Raw genomic sequence first — 18,550 nt, forward strand, 5'->3', positions numbered from 1 at the left:
ATCTTAAATGTTAAAGGAGATATCATGCAAAATCTTAGCAGATATAACGCCCACCTACATTTAGTTTTACAAAAACTCGAGCGCTCTTTTTATGGATTGAGCCGAAAGTTTTTATAATACTTTCAAAACTTTAGAAGCCAAAGAGAGTGCTTTTGAGCGGTGCGATAATTTTTTCTTTATCGCATTGTCAAGCTCTCCAAGCGTCTTGTCAAATCCAAACGGTATGAACATCGGATCATATCCGAAACCACCATCACCTCGCGCTTCCGTTATAGCCGTTCCATACATCCATCCGTGAACTGTTCTCTCTTTGTCTTTTGTTATGATGGCAATAGCCGCTGTATAGTGAGCCGGTGAACTTGTCACACTTTTTGCTTTTATATCATCTATCAGTTTATAGAGATTGTCTTTATCACTCGCATTCTCTCCGGCATATCGTGCGCTGTATATTCCCGGTGCACCATCCAGCACATCCACACTTATCCCGCTGTCATCAGCCAAAACAACCGCATCTTCATCCCCCAAAGCTTTATAGACCGCCCGAGCTTTGATAAGTGCATTTTCCTTAAAAGTATCGGCATCTTCTACGATCTCAAAAGGTTCTATTATGTCAGTATAGGGTACCACTTCATAATTTTCACACAGCTCTTTTATCTCTCTAACTTTTCCCTTGTTTGATGTTGCTAAAACCAATCTCTTCAAAGCACTTCCTTAAATTATCTTTTAAATTATACATTTTATCTTTCACAAATCAATTATAAATAATAGTTGCTCTATAATTTCAAAATTATACTATAAAGTAGTTATAAATCATTTCATAAAAGGCTTTTCATGTTTAAAAAAGTTTTACCACTATCGACGATCTTATTCCTAAGATTTTTAGGACTTTTCCTCGTCCTTCCTGTTCTATCTGTTTATGCGCTTGACCTCAAGGGTGCAACTCCTTTTCTTGTTGGTGTTGTTGTAGGTGGTTATGCCCTCACGCAGGCTGTCTTTCAGGTTCCATTTGGAAGCATGAGTGACAAGGTAGGTCGTAAACCGACGATTCTTTTCGGTCTGTTGATCTTTTTAGTAGGTTCACTTATCTGTGCCTATTCTGACAATATCTATATGCTTATGCTTGGGCGTTTCTTACAGGGTGCAGGTGCCATAGGTTCTGTTGTTACAGCGATGATCGCCGATCTTGTCGAAGAGAAACAGCGTGGTCATGCAATGGCCATTATGGGTGGATTTATAGCTATAAGCTTCGCTATCGCTATGGCAGTTGGACCGGTTATCGCTTCACACTATGGTATTAGCGCGATCTTTTTTATAACAGCGGTTCTTGCTGCTGTTGCGATCGTTGTTTTATTTACAAAGGTACCGACTCCGCCAAAGATTAAACACATCTATCATGGTAACACAAAGACATCTGACATTCTTAAAGATCCGAATCTTTTGGGTATGATTATTATCAATGCAATGCAAAAAGGACTGATGACAGCTGCTTTTGTTATTATTCCTATCTTTTTAACAGACCCTAAATATGGTTTTAACTGGGCAAAAAGTGATCTTTGGATGGTCTATGCACCGGCGATGGTCGCAGGACTCATTGCAATGGGACCGGCAGCTGTCTTTGGAGAAAAAAGAAATATTCCAAAACAGATCTTTATGCTCTCTATCGTACTTTTTACAGCATCTTTTGTAATGATGGGACTAACGAACTCCAGTACAGTATTTGTTACAGCCGTTATCTTTTTCTTCATCGCGTTTAACATGATGGAACCGCTTGTTCAGTCAATGATCAGTAAATTCGCAAAAGTACACCAAAAAGGTGCTGCTCTTGGAATTGCAAATTCTGCAGCCTACTTCTTCACATTTATCGGCGGTACTTTTGCAGGTCTCTATCTTGATATCAGCTCACGTGAGACACTTGGACTTACCATCGGAGGCATCAGTTTGGCATGGTTGATCTTTACAGCTGTTAAAATGAAAAATCCGCTTCGTTATTCACACCTTATCATTCCAGAGAATGAAGTAGATTTTGACAAACTCAATGCTCTTGAAAGCGAACATATTGCAGAGTGGTTTATCAATGAAACTGAAAAAGTAGTTGTTATCAAATACGCAAGTGAAAAACTGGATGAAGACAGACTCAAAGCACAAATTGTAAAATAGCCTTCATTTATTGATTTATATCATCGTGTAAATCATCATAATAAGCTAGAATAATCCAAAAAAAGGGTTTTATCCATGAGATTATTCTTCTTATTGCTTACCTTCACACTAACACTTTTTACAATGACAGGATGTGACAAGCAAGCAACTTCGCAAGTCCATGAGATACATTACGATAGAGATATGTGTGCTCGCTGTGCCATGGTTGTCAGTGACAGAAAAAATACCGTAGAAGCCATCAATCCTGCAACAGGGAAATATTATCCGTTCGATGACATCGGCTGCATGATTCTTTGGTTCGATGATGAACAGATTCCATGGAAAGACAAAGCTGTTATCTGGGTAACGGATGCCAAAACAGGCAAATGGATCGATGCCAGAAAGGCATACTATGACACAAATAACATAACTCCTATGGCCTATGGTTTTTCAGCTCATAAATCAAAAGAAGATATTGCAAAAGGTGAAGAGATTATTGACTTTGATGAAGTTGTCTCGAGAGTGAAAAAGATTGGAAGGTAGGTTTTTTATCTTCCATAACCAAAGTAGGCTCTACAAAGGGAGCAAGCTTCAGTAGAAAATCAAGCAGCGCCATCACCGGTGCCGCGTAAAAAAATTTTACCTTGTGATTTTCCTGCCATAGCATATCGGCATGCTGATAGACCTTGTAGGGAGTGTCACCTACACCGTCATTATTCCTATCAAAACCGTCATATCTATCCCAATAATTAAACTCAACAACATTTGAAGCATCAAAACCGCCTCCAACATCCTTAATGACATCATCGATATTGCCGTGGATGCTGTTATGGCGTATAGTATTATCTTTAATGCTTGCGTGAAAGTGCAATGCTTCGGCATTATAAGCTATTTCATTCGCTTCTATAGTTCGTTTCATGCCTCGTGATTTTTCTGCGCCTTGAATATAGAGTCCTTTTGCATTGTAACGGACACTGTTGTCTTTAAAAATAAAATTAGAAACATGACCTATCATCACACCGATTCCGGCCGCACCCGTAGCACTGAATATTTCATTGTCTTCAACAAGTGTATCTTTTGCTCCCATAAACATCATAGATACTGAATTGTACCGGTAAACGTTCGCTTTAAAGTGGTTGCTGTTTGAGAGTTCCAAATGTGTTGCAAACCGGTTATTAACAAATATATTGTTCTCAAAAAAATTGTGGTGAGAGTAGTTGAGCGTAACATCACGCGTCTCATGGATTTTATTATGCTCTATAGTGTTGTAGTGAGAAAAGTAGAGTTTTAAACCGTTTCCACGTAAGGGGATTGTGTTTTTTGTTACCGTTATATCATTGTTCTTTATCAAAGAGTTTTCAACCATATCCATATCGATGCCATAAAGGACATCTCTGAGTCTGCAGTTACTTATTTCAACAAATACTGCTTTGTGAATTGTAACACCTGCGTCAATCTGCTGCATATTGCTGCCACTGTTGGTGATTATGAGGTTTTTTAAAACTACTTGTGAGCTTTGTATTGTAACGACTGAGCCATGAGCATCTCCGCGAATCTCTACCTGCTCGCCTTGTCCAACGATACTAAGAGGTTTTGTGATGAGAAGATTTCCCTGATAGATACCGTTTTGAAGTTTTATGACGGCACCGGGTTGTGCCTTGTCGATAGCATCCTGCAAAGGATTTGCGAATGCATAAGAGAAAAAAGTGAGAAATAACAGAAGGATTTTCATTTTATCTCACGCAGCAGAATCTAGTAAAATTTATGAATCTCTTCCATAATATTGGCAAACTCAATATCATCGCCTTTTTCTTTTAAAAACTCGATAAGATATTTTTCACTTGCCTCAATACCTTCAGACTTTTCAATCTCTAAAAGTTTTGCGTAAAGATCGGCAATAATCTCTATGACATGACGTGAGATCTTCTTGCGTGAAGCGTGATAGCCTATAATCTTACCCGTATCCGTATCTTTACGAATCTCAAACTCTGTAAATATCCAATAATAGCGTCCATCTTTTGCCAGATTTTTCACGACAGCATTGATGTTTTTCCCCGCCCCTATAGTCTCCCATAAAAGTTTAAACACCACTTTTGGCATATCAGGGTGGCGAACAATACTATGCGGTTTGCCTATCAACTCTTCCTCACTGTAACCGGATACTTCCTGAAAGTAATCATTGGCAAAGGTAATTTTCCCTTTCTCATCAGTTTCACTGACAATATAGCGTTTTGGATCGAGTACTATCTCTTCATCTATCGGTGTTGGTTTTGTCATTACATCCTCCTTTATAAACTGTCATTGAGCCAGTTTATCAGCCCACGATTTACTTCACGAAATCCGAAAATTCGCTTGCCATTATGCGCTTTTGAAAACTCTTCGGCAGCCTTATAAGAATCAAAAGGCACAAGGTCATCTCCTGAAGGTGAAGTTTTATCACTTCCATAGACATAAAAAGCACCTTTTGCATTAACGGCTTTCGTTGTAGCAAAATCAGTCACATAAATCTTTTTAAAATCACTCTCTTGTTTGATGCCAAATTCAGGCCATTTTCCAGGTCTGAAATAAAACTCGAACATTGACTTTGGTGAAACAAAAAAAATCTCTTTACCGTTGGCAAGTTCTATTTTTGCAACCCACTGAGGATATTTATAAACTTTCATTTGTCGCACAAGTCCGGTTGTATTTTTATCGTAATTTATTTCATTCGATAAAAGCAAACTTACAGATAACAACAGTAATACGATGACTTTTTTCATTATATCTCCTAAACCAAATCTTTTTTCTCAAATATCTTGTAACCAAGAAATGCAAATACCAAACCTAAAACCAAAGGGTAAAGGATGGAAAGCAGAACAAAAGTGCTCTGTGATACAGAGTCCAAAATATAAAAAGCAACAGGTCCCATTACCGTAAGCTGCGGATCAAATAGTGAGATAGCCGCTACACGGAAAATCTCCATAGGGTTGATAAGACTGATAAAAATGATAATACCCTCATCTATTCGCTGCTGCATCATTAAAGAGATAAGTGCTATGTCGATGAAAGCCAGTAAAAATATCCAGATGAAAAATGAGATGCCAAGTGCTACCTCGGAAGATTTTACAAATGATGAAATAAAAAAAGCGATTCCCAAAAAAGTAGCACTCATGGCAAAGAGCAGTCCCGTATACAGGAAGAAGATACTCCAAGGAATAGCTGCACCTTTAAAAGCTCCATATACTACGGCGATAATCATGGCAAAGACGACCGGCAGATAGACAGTGATGAACCTGCCAATTATTTTACCCCAGTAATACTGTCTAAGCGAGATAGGGAAAGAGAGCATATACTCTAAAATATGAGAATCTCTGTCGCCTGATATGGAACGCACTGTCGTAATGAGAATAAAAATCGGCAATATCACGATTGTTATCTGAATATACATCAAAAGCAGACGGCTTAGCCCGCTGAAACCCATCACTTGAGATTCAGTTACTCCTGCAATGAAAAAAAGTGCTATCAATCCGCCAAAAACGAGAGAATAGACCAAAAACCATTTTGCACGAATCGATTCTTTTAAATCAAGATAAGCTATTAAATATAAGTTTTTCATCTAAACCCTCTCATCCGAAACTATTTTTCCAAGATCCATATAGATCTGACGATTGACAAGATCTTTCACCTCTTCAAGTCTGTGTGTTACAAAAAGAAGTACTTTTTCCTCTTCATTCTGTTTGAGCAGTCTGTAAAAATCATCTCTTGCTTTTGGGTCAAGATTTGCTGTCGGCTCATCATAAATGATGATGTCACTCTTCTTTGCCAATGAGATAGCGATCAGAAGTTTTTGTTTCATGCCACCGCTGAGTTTAAAAAATGACTTGCTCATGTTTGCTGCAATGTCAAGCTTCATCTCATTGGCATAATGCTTTATCAGCTCTTTATCGACATTCGCACTCACAGTTATATACTGCAAAAGTTCGTCGATACTGAGCTTTATTGGAGGTGGGAGCTGTGGCACAAAACTGATATGCTCAAGTACTTTCATACGCTCTTTGACAGGATTGAGACCATTAATAAGCACTTCGCCAGCATCTGGATGATAATAACCCATAATAGAGCGAATCAACGTTGTCTTACCGGCTCCATTAGCTCCCATAAGTGCGATAGATTCATTTTTATTAAATTCACAATTCACACTATCCAATGAGATATGCGAACCGAATTTTTTTGTCAAGTTTGAGACTTGTATCATAGCTACACCAAACTTTTCAGTCTAAAGTCGAAATTGAGCGCATCTTCATGACAGACATCGATACATCGTCCGCAAAGCGTACAATCTGCACCTGTGATATATTCATGCGTAATGCCCTCTTCTTCTCTTTGTTTATCATATTTTGCCTTTGTGATCTCAAGCACCTGATTTTCAAAACAGACATCATGACAGACCATACAGTGGTCACAATTATCATTCCATTCTACCCGAAGTGCCGAAATTTTCCCTATCATACCATAAGTCGTTCCAATCGGACAAATATAGGTACACCAGGCACGGCGAGAGAAGAAAACTTCAAAAGCTAGAACAACAACTACCCAGATAAGTGCCAAACTCCAGCCATAAGCAATAGCTCGGGAGAGAATACCGACAACATTAAAGGTTTCAAAGACAAGATAACCACTCGTAAAAGAGAGAATTAAAAAGATAGCCCAAAATATATAGCGGACTCTATGGTCGAATTTTCTATTTTTAATTATCTTTTTATGCACAAGTGTGTCATGCCACTTCTCACCTATCTCGCTGAGTATACCGTATGGGCAGACCCATGCACAGTAAGTTCGCCCTCCTACAAGTATATAAAAGACAACAATAGTCGTAACACCTATAATGATATTGATATGCAGATGATGCTCTGCCATCAACATCTCCAGAGTTGTAAAAGGGTCAATAAGGTGAAAACCTAAAAAACGAGAACCATTCAGCGTCCCCTCGAGCATCTGAATGTCAACAGCAAAAGATAAAAAGAACATAAGATGAATAACGATAACAAGAATCCATCTTTTTGCTCTGTAACTCAGAACTTTTTTTCCGTCACGAGTCGTATTGAAAAATGTCGACCAAAAAGTTGTTCTTTTTATCGTTTCTCTATTATGATACTTATCCATTATATTTTCCTATTTCAGTGCTTTTGCTCGTGCCGGAAATTCACCTATTTCATCAGCAAATTTACGAAGATCCTCTTTTGTCATATGAAGTAAAAGACCCTTCATGACCATATTTTCTTTTCTGCCTGATTTAAAATCATCAAGTTTTTTATAGATTGCATCAGCACTTTGTCCAAAAAGCTTTGGTCCCATCAGTTTTTTACCATACTGCATACCGCTGCCATCGACACCATGGCATGATGAACATTTACTTTTATAGGCATCACTCACTTTAAATCCATTGATATTACCTGCTTTCTCACGCAGAGCATTGAGGGCTTCATCCTCTTTTTCTCTGTCACTCTTCTCTTGCGGTTCGCTGTCTTGGACAGCTGCCGTCGTTCTATTTCCAAGGTCAGCTATTACTTTACCATGCTCACCCCCGTTATAGGCACCACCGTTACTATATGTCCATCCCATCAGACCAAAAATAATCAATGTTAAAATTCCTACGATAACGTTTTTCATTATTTATTCCTCATATTTTTAATTTCTTTATTAAAAGCGTAAATTTCATCTGCCATACTGCGAATCTGCTTGTCACTCATCATTTTAATCAGATCACTCATTAAAGGGTTTGATTTTTCGCCTGTTTTAAAACTTTGAATCTTTTTATAAATATAATCAGAATCTCGTCCTAAAAGAGACGGTCCGATGATTCCATTCGCATAATCGTTATGACAAGGCGAACATCGAACGATGAAATTTTTACTCAGTTTTCTTACAAGCATCGAAACCTGAACTTCTTCATAAGGACTTCGGACATGCATATTGGCATCAACTTCCGTTCTTGGACGCACTCTTACTGAGGCATCTTTATTCGCAGGTTGTGCATTTTGACTATATTCGCTTTTCTCTCCATAATCATAATAAAATGAATTTCCCTGCGTTTTTCCATCATCTTTTTGTGCAACTTTGATTGCGTGAGCATCACGGTTTTGTACAATCTCTATTTTCGGTGTTGCATTTGAGACCGGCTGTGCATTTTGTGATGTCTCTTCTTTATTTGAATCACTGCATGCCGTAAAGCTGCCCATTAATACAAAAGATGGAATGACAATCAAACTATGTAAAAACTTCTTTTTATAACTACTCTTCATCTTCTTTTCCTTACCCTTGTTGTTCATACTGCTGCTCGTAGCTCACTCTTGGCTTCACGACAATAGACGGTTTTTGTGTCGGACAGATCTCTTCACATGCACCACAACCGATACAACCGTCATAAATTTCCGGCTTCTTGCCTCCGCCTGCATCGCTGACCATCGAAATAGCGCTTAGAGGACTTGGAATCGGGCAGATATCTGCACATAGTGTACACTCTTTGCCTTCATAACCGCTCATTTTGTCAAGCAACTGCAGCTCTAATTCAGTGACATTATTGACAGAGTCTGTAAATTTTTTCATTTTGTCAAGATAATTATCCGGTACAGGTGTATTGTTCATAGCCAGACAGGTATCTGGAAATTCCAACACGGCGACACCCATATGAATATCTTCAGGTTTTTCACAACTATGATCCAACGCACCACTTGGGCAGGCCAGAACACACGGAACAGCGCTACAGGCATAACAGCCGCGTTGTGTTGCATCGATGTAAGGCGTACCCTCTCCGTATCCTTTTGCGATATCTGCCAATTTGATAGAGTGATAAGGGCAGACCTGCAAGCACTGTCCACACTTGATACAAAGTGCCAAAAACTCTTTTTCAGGTACTGCACCGGGTGGACGGAGTCTATTTTCTTTCCCATGCAGATAAGGACTAAAGACGATGCCTCCGCCCATAACCAATCCTAATATCCCCAAAGTCGAGTATTTTATAAATTCTCTTCTATCGGTTTGAACTTTTTTTGCCATAACTGTCCTTTATATTACTTTCTTTATTTTTGGTTTTGGATCTTCCATCAAAAAGAGCGGCTTTGTAAATGGTGCCAATTTTGCAAGAAAGTTTAGTAATGAAATCACCGGTGAACCGTAAAAAAACTTCACATCAGAGTTGTATATCCAGAGCTGGTCTGCGTATTGATAGACCTTATGAGGTGTATCACCTATGCCATCTCTATTTTTATCGAAACCTTCATATTTATCCCAATAGTTGCCCGAAATCTCATTTTGATTTGTTCTGGAACCTCTGGAATCATTAACAATATCTTCGATGTTTCCCATCACAATATTATCTTTGATGATATTATGCTCACTGACAGAATGAAAATGCATTGCCTCTGCATTATAAAGTATCTTATTGCCTTCTATCCAGTTGTGCGAATCCGGCTCAAAAGGGCTTCTGTCAATGTACATTCCCTGTGCGCAATAGATCACTGTATTGTCTTTGATAGTGAAGTTGGAGACATCTTTAAGCCCTATACCCATACCTGTTGCACCTTGAGAGCTTTTCACGACATTTCCAACGGCAACAGAATCTTGGGAGTACATAAAGAATATGCCGACAGAGTTCAATTCATAATGATTGTTTTTGATTAGATTTTTTCCTGCATACATAAAATGCAGTGAATACCTGTTCTCTCTGCCGTAATTATCTATGATCTTATTGCCATGTGAATACCATACAACCATATCTCGTGATTTTATAAGCGAGTTGCCTTTGACAATATTATCATTTGAATACCACAGTCTCAGTCCATCTCCACGCAGACCAAGTTCAAAATCTTTTGATGTTATTTCATTGTTTGCGATGATAGAGTTATGTACCATCTGCAAATCTATGCCAAACAGACAGTTATCAATTTTACACTTGCTTATCTCACACTGCGAAGCATCGCTCATTGAAATGGCCGCATCGACTTTTTCATGTCTGTCGCCACTATTGATGATTGTAAGATTTTTCAGTGTGACATAAGAGCTTTTAACTGTTATAACCGTACCATTGTTCTCTCCGTCGATAATAACACCTTTGTCTTGTCCTATTATAGAGATCGGCTTGTCGATATGAACAGAACCCTTGTATACCCCTTTTGGCAGTTTTAAAATTGAACCGGCAGGTGCTTTATCTATAGCGTCTTGTAGAATATTTGCCCAGAGTGTACCAACACTTAGATACAAAAAAGATACAAATATTCTCAACAGCATCTTACTTTTCTTCCATCTCTTTAAAGGCTTTTTGCTTTGCGAAGAAAGCTAAAATACTTAAAATACTAATCGCGAGCAGGGCATAAAAACCTATTGTCGGATAGGAGTGCGTTGTAAACTGTGCAATCTTTCCATCACCAAAGACCGTTGGCATAAACGGTTTTATCTTAAAGGCTCCCCAGTCATGCAGACTGTGTCCAAAGTGATAGAGCCAATAAGAGTAGTCAGCAACAAAGATCAAAGGGAGTAATGCTGGTATAAGCATAATATAGTTGAATATTTTTTTATCATATGCAATAAAAAGAATCATCCCTAAAGAGAGAAATAAAAGTGCATAAATGCCAATGGCACGTTCAATATGCCCACCGGCCCACATAGGGTCCATCCCTACATAGTGGTTGATTGTATTCATCTCATGAACCTCTCCACTGTATCCGTCAAAATGAAAAAATACCGGAATTCCCTCAGGAAAGGCTTCTTTGGGATAGTTTGGAGCTTCAAGTGAAACAGCCCATATAGGCAAAGAAGCCGGTCCTATCTCAGCTTCTTCTTCAATCATTTTCTCGAGGTTGTTACGGGCATCCTCAGGTGTCGTAACACTTTTATATCTTCCTTTATTGTAAAGATTCCATATCGTTTTACTAAACGATGAGACTTCAGCGCCTTTACCGGCATCGACCTTGTTTAACGTACCATGAAAAGCGATCATAGGTAAGGTAAAGGAAAATGTCAAAATCACTAAAGCTATTGCTGCAAATATCTTAGCTTTTATCAGACTTGGGTGCATATTATTGTTCCTTATGTGAATTCTTAGAGTAAATTATAATTATATAATTAATTATAAATTTAATTATAGATTGAGCTTATTATATCGAAATGTTTTGGATAAATTAAATGATATATATCAATTTGGGATAAAAAAGGAGAAAGAGAGCCTCTCTTCCTCCTTATAGTAGACTATTCTTTCTAGAATAGATTTGCGTTTTCATCTACCCATTTAAGGTATTCGATGATGTTCTTAACTTCTTTTTCGTTCATATGTTGATTAGGCATTTTTAGATTGAAATAATCTATCATACTTTTCACATATGGATCGTTGTATTTAGATGCAGGATCCATTACAAAATCTTTCACCCATTTTTCAGCATTTTCATGGCGTAGTAAAACACCTGTCAAGTCTGGTCCAGATGATACTTTACCGATAACGTGACATCCACCACAACCACCTTCACCAAAGGCTCTCTCACCGGCTTCAGCAGCAGGAGATTGTTTTGTAGCAACTTTTTTGACTAAAAGATCTTTTGCACGAATACCAACATCCGCAGTTTTAACCATGTATTGCCAGATCATATTTTCAAACAGAACAGCTTTTTCATAATCTCCAGCTTTTACAGCAGCATCAGATTTTTTCTTCTGCTCCGGAATTTTTCCATACTGGTCAAGTGCATCTTCTACGAGTGCTTTTACAGTTGGATATTTTTCATAATGATTTGCTTTTAAGAATTTCACAACTGATTGAATAACAGCATCAGTAGCAGCATTTACTGCAACAGTTTTGTCATACTCAGCTTTTAATTCTGCTTTAGACATTTTTTTCATTTTAAGTTTTTGAGCCGAAACATATTTTTTGTTTGGATCTTTAACCATTAAATAACCCATCATCTCTAAGTGAAGTGCAGAACAGAATTCTGTACAGTAATAAGGGAAAACACCTTCAATATCTGCTTTAAATTTAAGTTCAGCAGTTTCACCCGGTTCAAGTGATGCGTGAATATCAAAGTTATCAACTGTAAATCCGTGTGTCTCATCTTGTGCACGTTCAAGGTTTGTCAAGTAGATAGTTACTGTATCACCTTTATTCACTGTAATTCTCTCAGGATTGATGTGAGATCTTACAAGTGTTGCATATACATAAACATTTTTACCTTTTCTGACAATTCTTTCCTGACCTGCCAAAGTTTTACCAATATGCGGCTTACCAGTTTTTGTATTTGTACCCATTTTATAGCGTACTTCCGGATGCAATTTACTTGCACGGATAGCAACTGCCTGGTGAGGTTCACCTAACGGTAAAGGCATATCAACAAGTAAGTCCATTTTTTTACCACTTACATCAATCAACTGGTGATTTTGTGGATGCAGAGGACCAACCGGATCAAATCTGTCAATCGCAAGTTTATTCAAAGAGATAATGTATTTACCTTGAGGATCAGCAGATTTCCCTTCCATTCCACACAAGTGACCAACATTATAGTGAACATTTACTTTGTCAAGAACTTTAAGTTTTTTATAGTTCCATTTAACGATTTGACTGTCAACATAAAGTGAAGTATATATTTCACCGTCTACGTTAGAGTATTGGTTATGCAGTGGCCCAAGTCCTAATTCTACTTGTCCGTGAAGAGATTTTTTCATATCTAAGATAGGAATACCATAAGGATCTTTCCCTGCATATTCATGATTTTTGATCAGTTTTTTGATCTTGCTCCATTTATAAACAGATGCGTGAGTATCCAATTTACCACAAACCGTAATGTACTCACCATCAGGAGAAACATCAACACCATGCGGTGATTTTGGCTCAGGAATCAAGAAAAGTGCATTGTTAGCAACAGCAACGCTCATTGGAATTACTTTAATTCCATTGATCATTTTATAATTTTTCTTATTTTTAGCTAATTTAGCCAGTTTTTGCCAGTTATATACATGTAAGAAGTCAGTATCGTTTCTAGAACAACCCGCTTCAAATGGAGGCATACCAACTTCGATACCACCTGTATACATTTCAGTATTAAATGAGTTTGTAAAGCCCCAACCGTAAGAAGCACCTTTACCTGCATCACTTAAATCCTGCATATATGGAGGCAGTTCAAGAACAAATGAGTCTTTTGGTTTAATACGACCCTTTTTAGGATCAAATTTCCAAAATGTCACACCACCACGATATGTCTCTTTGTACTCTTCAATTGGGTGATAGTTATTGTCAAACGGTGCAGCATATTGACACGCTTCTAAAATATATTCAGAGTTAGGTGTAAAGAAAGCACCACCATGTTCTGATTTAAAAACAGGATTGACAACAATCTGTTTTGTTTCAAAGTCTTTCAAATCAATAACAGCAACACGAGGATTTGCTTTGTCATTGATAACAAGCCATTTACCATCATATTTTCCGTCTTTTTCAGATAATCCCGGGTGGTGAGTATCTCCCCAGTTGATTTCACGACCACGGATATTACCTTCTCTTAAAACCTTTTTAGAATCTTCATCATATCCGTACCCTTGCCAAGGCTCTGGCGTAAATACAGCAATATATTTCAAGATTCTCATAGTCGGAACACCATAGACAATTATCTGTCCAGACTGTCCACCGGAACTAAAAACGATAAATTCATCTCTACCACCGCTTGGTGTGTATGTTTTTGCAGCATGAATAACGTCTTTTTCAGTTAAACCCCTTGCTTTCATTATCTTCTGTAATTCCCCACCTACTGCTGCACTTGCAACTGTAGCGGCTATGGAAGTACTTACAACAAGTGAAAGCAACTTACTTAAACGAGTAGCCATTTTATTCTCCTTCATTTCATTTTGAGAAAATTCCTCAAATGATAAGAAAATAATAATACACAAACGACGTGAAAAATTTGACTCAGGTCAAAAAAGTAAACTAACTTTATTTTTTAAAGTTATTGAGGTTCTCTTTAAGGTTTTGCAACTTCTGCAGTGAGAGACTAAGCTCGTCTAAAGTCTCTATAAGAATATCCTCTTTTTTAATCAACTCTTTATCAAAAGATTTATCTGTCTGCATCGCCGCTATAAGTTCTATCAAATCTTCTATGTTTTTTTCTATATTTTCCAATGAACCAATACTCTGTTGCAGTGAAGTTTCGGAGGTTTCTATGGAGTTGTTTATTTTTTGGATTAAAAAATTAAAATCATTGGCAGCCGTAGAGATGTCTTTATTGTTCGTCTCTGTATCAATCGGCTTGACCCCTTGAACACTTGACTTATGAATAATTTTTTTCGAAGTATGCAAAAATTTCTGAATAAAACCGAGAATATCTTTGAGCTGTGTAAAAAAGTAGACGAGAAGAAGCAGCAGGCTGATAAAAAGTGTTATTTGAATGACTCTGTTTTGTTTTTTAACCGTATCAAAATACTCTTTGTGCATTGCAATAAGTTTGTCAAAAGCAACAACCAAGTCCAAATTTGCATTATAGATATCGTTGACAAGTTTTTCCTGAATGATGTTAGTGTAACCATTATGCACTTTACTAACATCTCGAAATTTTTGTACCAGCAGATAAAATTTGTTCCAAAGCGCTATAATTTTTTGTATCTGCTGTCGTATATCTTTGTTGTCGAGGTCCTTTAGACGTTCTTCTTTGCTATTAACATTTTGTACAAAAGATTTAATGGATGCATCAAGCTGTTTCGTGGAAGCATGTTTATTATTATAAATATAAAATATATTTTTAGCAATTTCCTGTGTAAAAGCTTTTTGTTCGTTAATAGTTTTAAGCAGTAGTAAGTTGGCATCATTTTCTTCAGACACATGTTTTGAATAGAGTGCTAAAATTAAAGAGAGTATAAATATAAAGGCAGAAAGAGTTTTTATTTTATTCATCGTTTATATCCTTGTAAATCTCTTCAAGTGCTTTGGTGTCTAAAACAGCAACCTCTCCATGTATTATATCAATTATATTATTACGTTTTAAGCGGTTGAGAACCCGAGAGAGTGTTGCAGGCTGAATATGCAGCATCAAGGAGATATCATGACGCTTGAGTTTATTGAACATTTCAAGATCTTCACGCAGCATCATACTTACCTTTGAAACCGCATCAAAAATAAATTCTCTGCTGATAAGGGACTGCATCTGCAGAGATCTCTCAACTACAGCATTTGTAAATTCCCTGCACAGAACTCCTTTATCCAAAAAATGCTCTTTGAATTTCTTATATTTTATTTTGACAACCTGCGCATCTTCAATTATGGAGACATTTGAAAAAGAGAAAAGGGTATCGGTTTGCAAATCAGATATTTCGGAGATCATAGAATTTTTATAGATATAGTAAAGAAATATCTCATTGTCATGTTTATCAAGTTTGTACGATTTTGCCAAACCGTCAACCAAAAAATAGAGTTCAGAGAGTTCTTCTTGTTCGTAGTATAAAATATACTCTTTTTCATAGTGATGCAGTGTAGCAAAAGAGGCGATATCATGAATCTGTTCATCATCGAGTCTGCTAAAAAAATCTAATGATTTAATTGCATCTTTTAGTGACAAAACAGGCCTATTTCATTGGTAAGTTTGCGCACTTTTCTTTTGTGATGTCAAATTTGAAAAGTGTTTTATCTGTTTTTGCGCTCACATAGATATATGTAGTATTTATACCCGATTCTAAAAATCTTTCCGAAGATTTACACACTCCCTGAGTGACAACCTTTTGCATTCTACTGTGATCTTCTTTGATGACAGCATCATCACTTTTTGCCCCTGTGTTAATTGTAAACGTATAAACAAGTGTTGCATTATTATTGGTGATAGACTTCAGTGTTGTGTAGTTGTCGATTTTTTGCGGCAGTGTTTTTGAAAGTTCTTTTGCTGCCAGAGAAGCGATGAGCACTTTTTGCTTTTGCAGTTCTTCCTTTGGAAGCTCACGTGTCTGTATCGGCATCTCTTTTGCTGAGAGTGCCGAGACACAGAAAATAGCCAAGGTGTATAATAATAGATGTTTTTTCATTCTTTTCTCCCTAATGTTGAGAAATTATACACTCTCGTCTATTTTAAAATGATGATATTTGTCAATAAAGTAAAAATTACTTTTTAGGTATAACATACATATTGAAGTAACGGCCTTCAAATTTTGGCGGTTTTTCCATTACTGCGATATCTTCTACCATTGGCCAGACACGTTCTAAAACTTCTTTACCAGCTTCAGGGTGTGCCATTTCACGACCACGTAAAAAGACTCTAAATTTTACATGATATCCTTTTTCAAGGAATTCTCTTGCATGTTTTACTTTGTAGGCGATGTCATTTTCTGCGATTTTTACAGAGAGTTTGATCTCTTTGACAACAATCTTAACTTGATTTTTTCTCTGCTCTTTGAGTTTTTTCTCTTCTTGGTATTTAAACTTACCATAATCCATGATCTTAGCAACAGGTGGTTTTGCATTTGGTGCTATAAGGACTAAATCTAATCCTAACTCGTTTGCTTTTGTCATAGCCTCATCAGTAGAAATAATCCCTAAAGATTCTCCACCATCTACATTACATCTTACTTCAGGAACACGGATGTCATCATTCATGATGACGCGGTCTTTGTTTTTACTCAAAAATTTACCTCATTTATTTTAGTTTGTATAAGCTTCAAGAATTCCTCTTCGCTTAAATTGTACTGCTCTCTAGTACGTCTGTCACGTACTGCAACTGTTTTGTTCTCAATCTCTTCATCGCCGATGACGACGATCATAGGAACACGAGTTTTTTCTGCAGTTCTGATTCTTTTGTTCAAAGAATCGTTCTTCGCGTAGATTTCACTATCGGCATTAATGTCAATAAGTTTATCTGATAAAAGCTTAGCATATTCTTTATGAGTCTCAGCAACTGGAACAATGGCAACCTGAGTAGGGGCAACGAACATCGGGAATTCTCCGGCATAATGCTCTGTCAAAATCCCGATAAAACGCTCAAAAGAGCCAAGAATAGCACGGTGAATCATCACCGGCTGAATCTTGTCGTTCTCTTCGCCATTGTACTCAAGCTTGAATCTTTCAGGAAGATTGAAATCAAGCTGTACCGTTCCACACTGCCACTCACGGCCGATGGCATCTGTTATCTTGATGTCGATCTTCGGACCGTAAAATGCACCGCCACCCTCATCAATTTCATACGCAAGGTTATGCCTGTCCATCGCAGCTTTGAGCGCATTTGTAGAGACTTCCCACACTTCATCACTTCCTACCGCTTTATCAGGACGTGTTGAGATCATCATTTTATAATCAAACTCGAAAGTTGACATAATTTTATCTACAAAGTCAACAACTTCAATGATTTGATCTTCAATCTGATCGGCACGGCAGAAGATGTGTGCATCATCCTGCGTGAACTCACGCACACGGAAAAGTCCGTGCAGCGCACCTGTCAACTCATGACGGTGAACAACACCGTATTCAAAGTATTTGATTGGTAAATCTCTATATGAGTGCAATTCATCTTCATAGACTTTGATATGCCCGACACAGTTCATCGGTTTAACACCGAATTCCAACTCATCTATATGCGTGAAGTACATATTTTCACCATAGTTTTGGTAGTGCCCTGATGTTTTCCAAAGATCAGAACGCAGCATTTCTGGCCCACGAACCGGCTCGTAACCACGTTTACGGTGCGCTTTAAACAGAAGTGATTCTAAACGTGCACGCAGACGTCCACCGGCAGGCAGCCAGATAGGAAAACCAGCCCCGACTTCTTCTCTGAAAGTAAAAAGCTTCATCTCGTTGCCAAGTTTACGGTGATCACGTTTTTCAGCTTCAGCCATCATTGTCATATAATCTTTAAGTGCTTCTTTTGTTGCAAACGCAATACCATAGATACGTGTCAGCATCTCATTTTTAGAGTCTCCTCCAAGATAAGCACCTGAGATTTTTGTCAGCTTGAAGTAACGAATAAGGCCGATATTTGGAAGGTGCGGCCCACGGCAAAGGTCTTCGAATTCACCTTGCTTATAGATGCTCACATCTTCATCAGGAATCATATCAAGAACAGCTTGTTTGAGGTGATCGTTCTTGAACTTCTCACGCGCTTCTTCTTTAGAGATAACATAACGCTCAATAGGAAACTTTTTCTTTGCAAAAGAGAGCATCTGCTTCTCGATCTTTTTAAGATCTCCCTGACCTATTTCAGCCGATGTTTTAAAGTCATAGTAAAAACCCTCTTTAACAACCGGCCCAACATAAAACTCCGCATCAGGGTAGAGTGACTTAATCGCCTGTGCCATCAAATGGGCTGTTGAGTGACGTAGCACTTCCAGCGCTTCTGGAGAGTTGTCCAACTCTATCTCTTCACCCTTAAGACCAAGCTCTTCTGCAGTCTGCAGGTCTACAATTGTATCTTCATATTTTATTGCTACTTTGCTCAAAATC

At 37.8% G+C, this 18,550-nt stretch carries 20 protein-coding genes; 2 read left to right on the forward strand and 18 right to left on the reverse strand.

Annotated elements, in window-relative coordinates:
* Nucleotides 1-111: 111 nt before the first annotated feature.
* On the reverse strand, nt 112-702 hold the full coding sequence (gene rdgB / locus FM071_RS09570) for an RdgB/HAM1 family non-canonical purine NTP pyrophosphatase (protein ID WP_193110776.1): 591 nt from the start codon (nt 700-702) through the stop codon (nt 112-114).
* A 129-nt stretch (nt 703-831) separates the two neighbouring features.
* Between rdgB and FM071_RS09575 the strand changes: the two genes are divergently transcribed.
* Entirely contained in the window at nt 832-2,157 is a 1,326-nt protein-coding gene (locus FM071_RS09575; protein WP_193110777.1) for an MFS transporter, read from the forward strand.
* A 75-nt stretch (nt 2,158-2,232) separates the two neighbouring features.
* Complete coding sequence (locus tag FM071_RS09580; RefSeq protein ID WP_193110778.1) at nt 2,233-2,679, forward strand: hypothetical protein; 447 nt, start codon at nt 2,233-2,235, stop codon at nt 2,677-2,679.
* On the opposite strand, the gene nosD is transcribed toward FM071_RS09580, so the two are convergent.
* The 17 genes from nosD to thrS all read right to left on the reverse strand — a co-directional run bounded on the left by nosD (nt 2,630) and on the right by thrS (nt 18,546).
* On the reverse strand, nt 2,630-3,814 hold the full coding sequence (nosD, locus tag FM071_RS09585; RefSeq protein WP_226960528.1) for a nitrous oxide reductase family maturation protein NosD: 1,185 nt from the start codon (nt 3,812-3,814) through the stop codon (nt 2,630-2,632). The two genes, FM071_RS09580 and nosD, sit on opposite strands and share 50 nt — an antisense overlap.
* 74 nt (nt 3,815-3,888) lie before the next feature.
* Entirely contained in the window at nt 3,889-4,413 is a 525-nt protein-coding gene (locus FM071_RS09590) for a PAS domain-containing protein (RefSeq protein ID WP_193110780.1), read from the reverse strand.
* 11 nt (nt 4,414-4,424) lie between these two features.
* Nucleotides 4,425-4,895, reverse strand: a complete 471-nt coding sequence (locus tag FM071_RS09595; protein ID WP_193110781.1) for a nitrous oxide reductase accessory protein NosL — start codon at nt 4,893-4,895, stop codon at nt 4,425-4,427.
* Nucleotides 4,896-4,903: 8 nt separating this feature from the next.
* Nucleotides 4,904-5,731 carry an ABC transporter permease gene (locus FM071_RS09600; RefSeq protein WP_193110782.1) on the reverse strand — a complete coding sequence of 276 codons (828 nt, stop codon included), beginning with the start codon at nt 5,729-5,731 and terminating at the stop codon, nt 4,904-4,906.
* The gene (locus FM071_RS09605) at nt 5,732-6,370 is read right to left on the reverse strand and encodes an ABC transporter ATP-binding protein (protein WP_193110783.1); all 639 of its coding nucleotides are present in this window, start codon (nt 6,368-6,370) and stop codon (nt 5,732-5,734) included.
* 2 nt (nt 6,371-6,372) lie between these two features.
* Nucleotides 6,373-7,278, reverse strand: coding sequence for a NapH/MauN family ferredoxin-type protein (locus FM071_RS09610; RefSeq protein WP_193110784.1), 906 nt, complete (start codon nt 7,276-7,278; stop codon nt 6,373-6,375).
* A 9-nt stretch (nt 7,279-7,287) separates the two neighbouring features.
* The gene (locus FM071_RS09615) at nt 7,288-7,785 is read right to left on the reverse strand and encodes a c-type cytochrome (protein ID WP_193110785.1); all 498 of its coding nucleotides are present in this window, start codon (nt 7,783-7,785) and stop codon (nt 7,288-7,290) included.
* Nucleotides 7,785-8,417 carry a c-type cytochrome gene (locus FM071_RS09620; protein WP_193110786.1) on the reverse strand — a complete coding sequence of 211 codons (633 nt, stop codon included), beginning with the start codon at nt 8,415-8,417 and terminating at the stop codon, nt 7,785-7,787. The genes FM071_RS09615 and FM071_RS09620 overlap by 1 nt, the downstream gene beginning before the upstream one ends.
* 10 nt (nt 8,418-8,427) lie before the next feature.
* Nucleotides 8,428-9,171, reverse strand: coding sequence for a 4Fe-4S dicluster domain-containing protein (locus FM071_RS09625; protein WP_193110787.1), 744 nt, complete (start codon nt 9,169-9,171; stop codon nt 8,428-8,430).
* 9 nt (nt 9,172-9,180) lie between these two features.
* Nucleotides 9,181-10,401, reverse strand: coding sequence for a nitrous oxide reductase family maturation protein NosD (locus FM071_RS09630; RefSeq protein ID WP_193110788.1), 1,221 nt, complete (start codon nt 10,399-10,401; stop codon nt 9,181-9,183).
* A gap of 1 nt (nt 10,402) precedes the next feature.
* Nucleotides 10,403-11,188 (reverse strand): cytochrome C, encoded by a 786-nt coding sequence (locus FM071_RS09635; RefSeq protein ID WP_193110789.1) that lies wholly within the window; start codon nt 11,186-11,188, stop codon nt 10,403-10,405.
* Nucleotides 11,189-11,367: 179 nt separating this feature from the next.
* A complete protein-coding gene (gene nosZ, locus FM071_RS09640; RefSeq protein WP_193110790.1) occupies nt 11,368-13,968 on the reverse strand; it encodes a Sec-dependent nitrous-oxide reductase in 2,601 nt (866 codons plus the stop codon).
* 106 nt (nt 13,969-14,074) lie between these two features.
* A complete protein-coding gene (locus FM071_RS09645) occupies nt 14,075-15,028 on the reverse strand; it encodes a hypothetical protein (protein ID WP_193112082.1) in 954 nt (317 codons plus the stop codon).
* Nucleotides 15,021-15,689 (reverse strand): Crp/Fnr family transcriptional regulator, encoded by a 669-nt coding sequence (locus FM071_RS09650; RefSeq protein ID WP_193110791.1) that lies wholly within the window; start codon nt 15,687-15,689, stop codon nt 15,021-15,023. The genes FM071_RS09645 and FM071_RS09650 overlap by 8 nt, the downstream gene beginning before the upstream one ends.
* A gap of 7 nt (nt 15,690-15,696) precedes the next feature.
* Nucleotides 15,697-16,146, reverse strand: coding sequence for a hypothetical protein (locus FM071_RS09655; protein WP_193110792.1), 450 nt, complete (start codon nt 16,144-16,146; stop codon nt 15,697-15,699).
* 76 nt (nt 16,147-16,222) lie between these two features.
* Nucleotides 16,223-16,741, reverse strand: a complete 519-nt coding sequence (gene infC / locus FM071_RS09660) for a translation initiation factor IF-3 (protein WP_193110793.1) — start codon at nt 16,739-16,741, stop codon at nt 16,223-16,225.
* Entirely contained in the window at nt 16,738-18,546 is a 1,809-nt protein-coding gene (gene thrS, locus FM071_RS09665; RefSeq protein ID WP_193110794.1) for a threonine--tRNA ligase, read from the reverse strand. Before thrS ends, infC begins: the two co-directional genes overlap by 4 nt.
* Between the last annotated feature and the right edge of the window lie 4 nt (nt 18,547-18,550).

The sequence above is a fragment of the Sulfurimonas paralvinellae genome (assembly GCF_014905135.1).
Lineage (GTDB): Bacteria > Campylobacterota > Campylobacteria > Campylobacterales > Sulfurimonadaceae > Sulfurimonas > Sulfurimonas paralvinellae.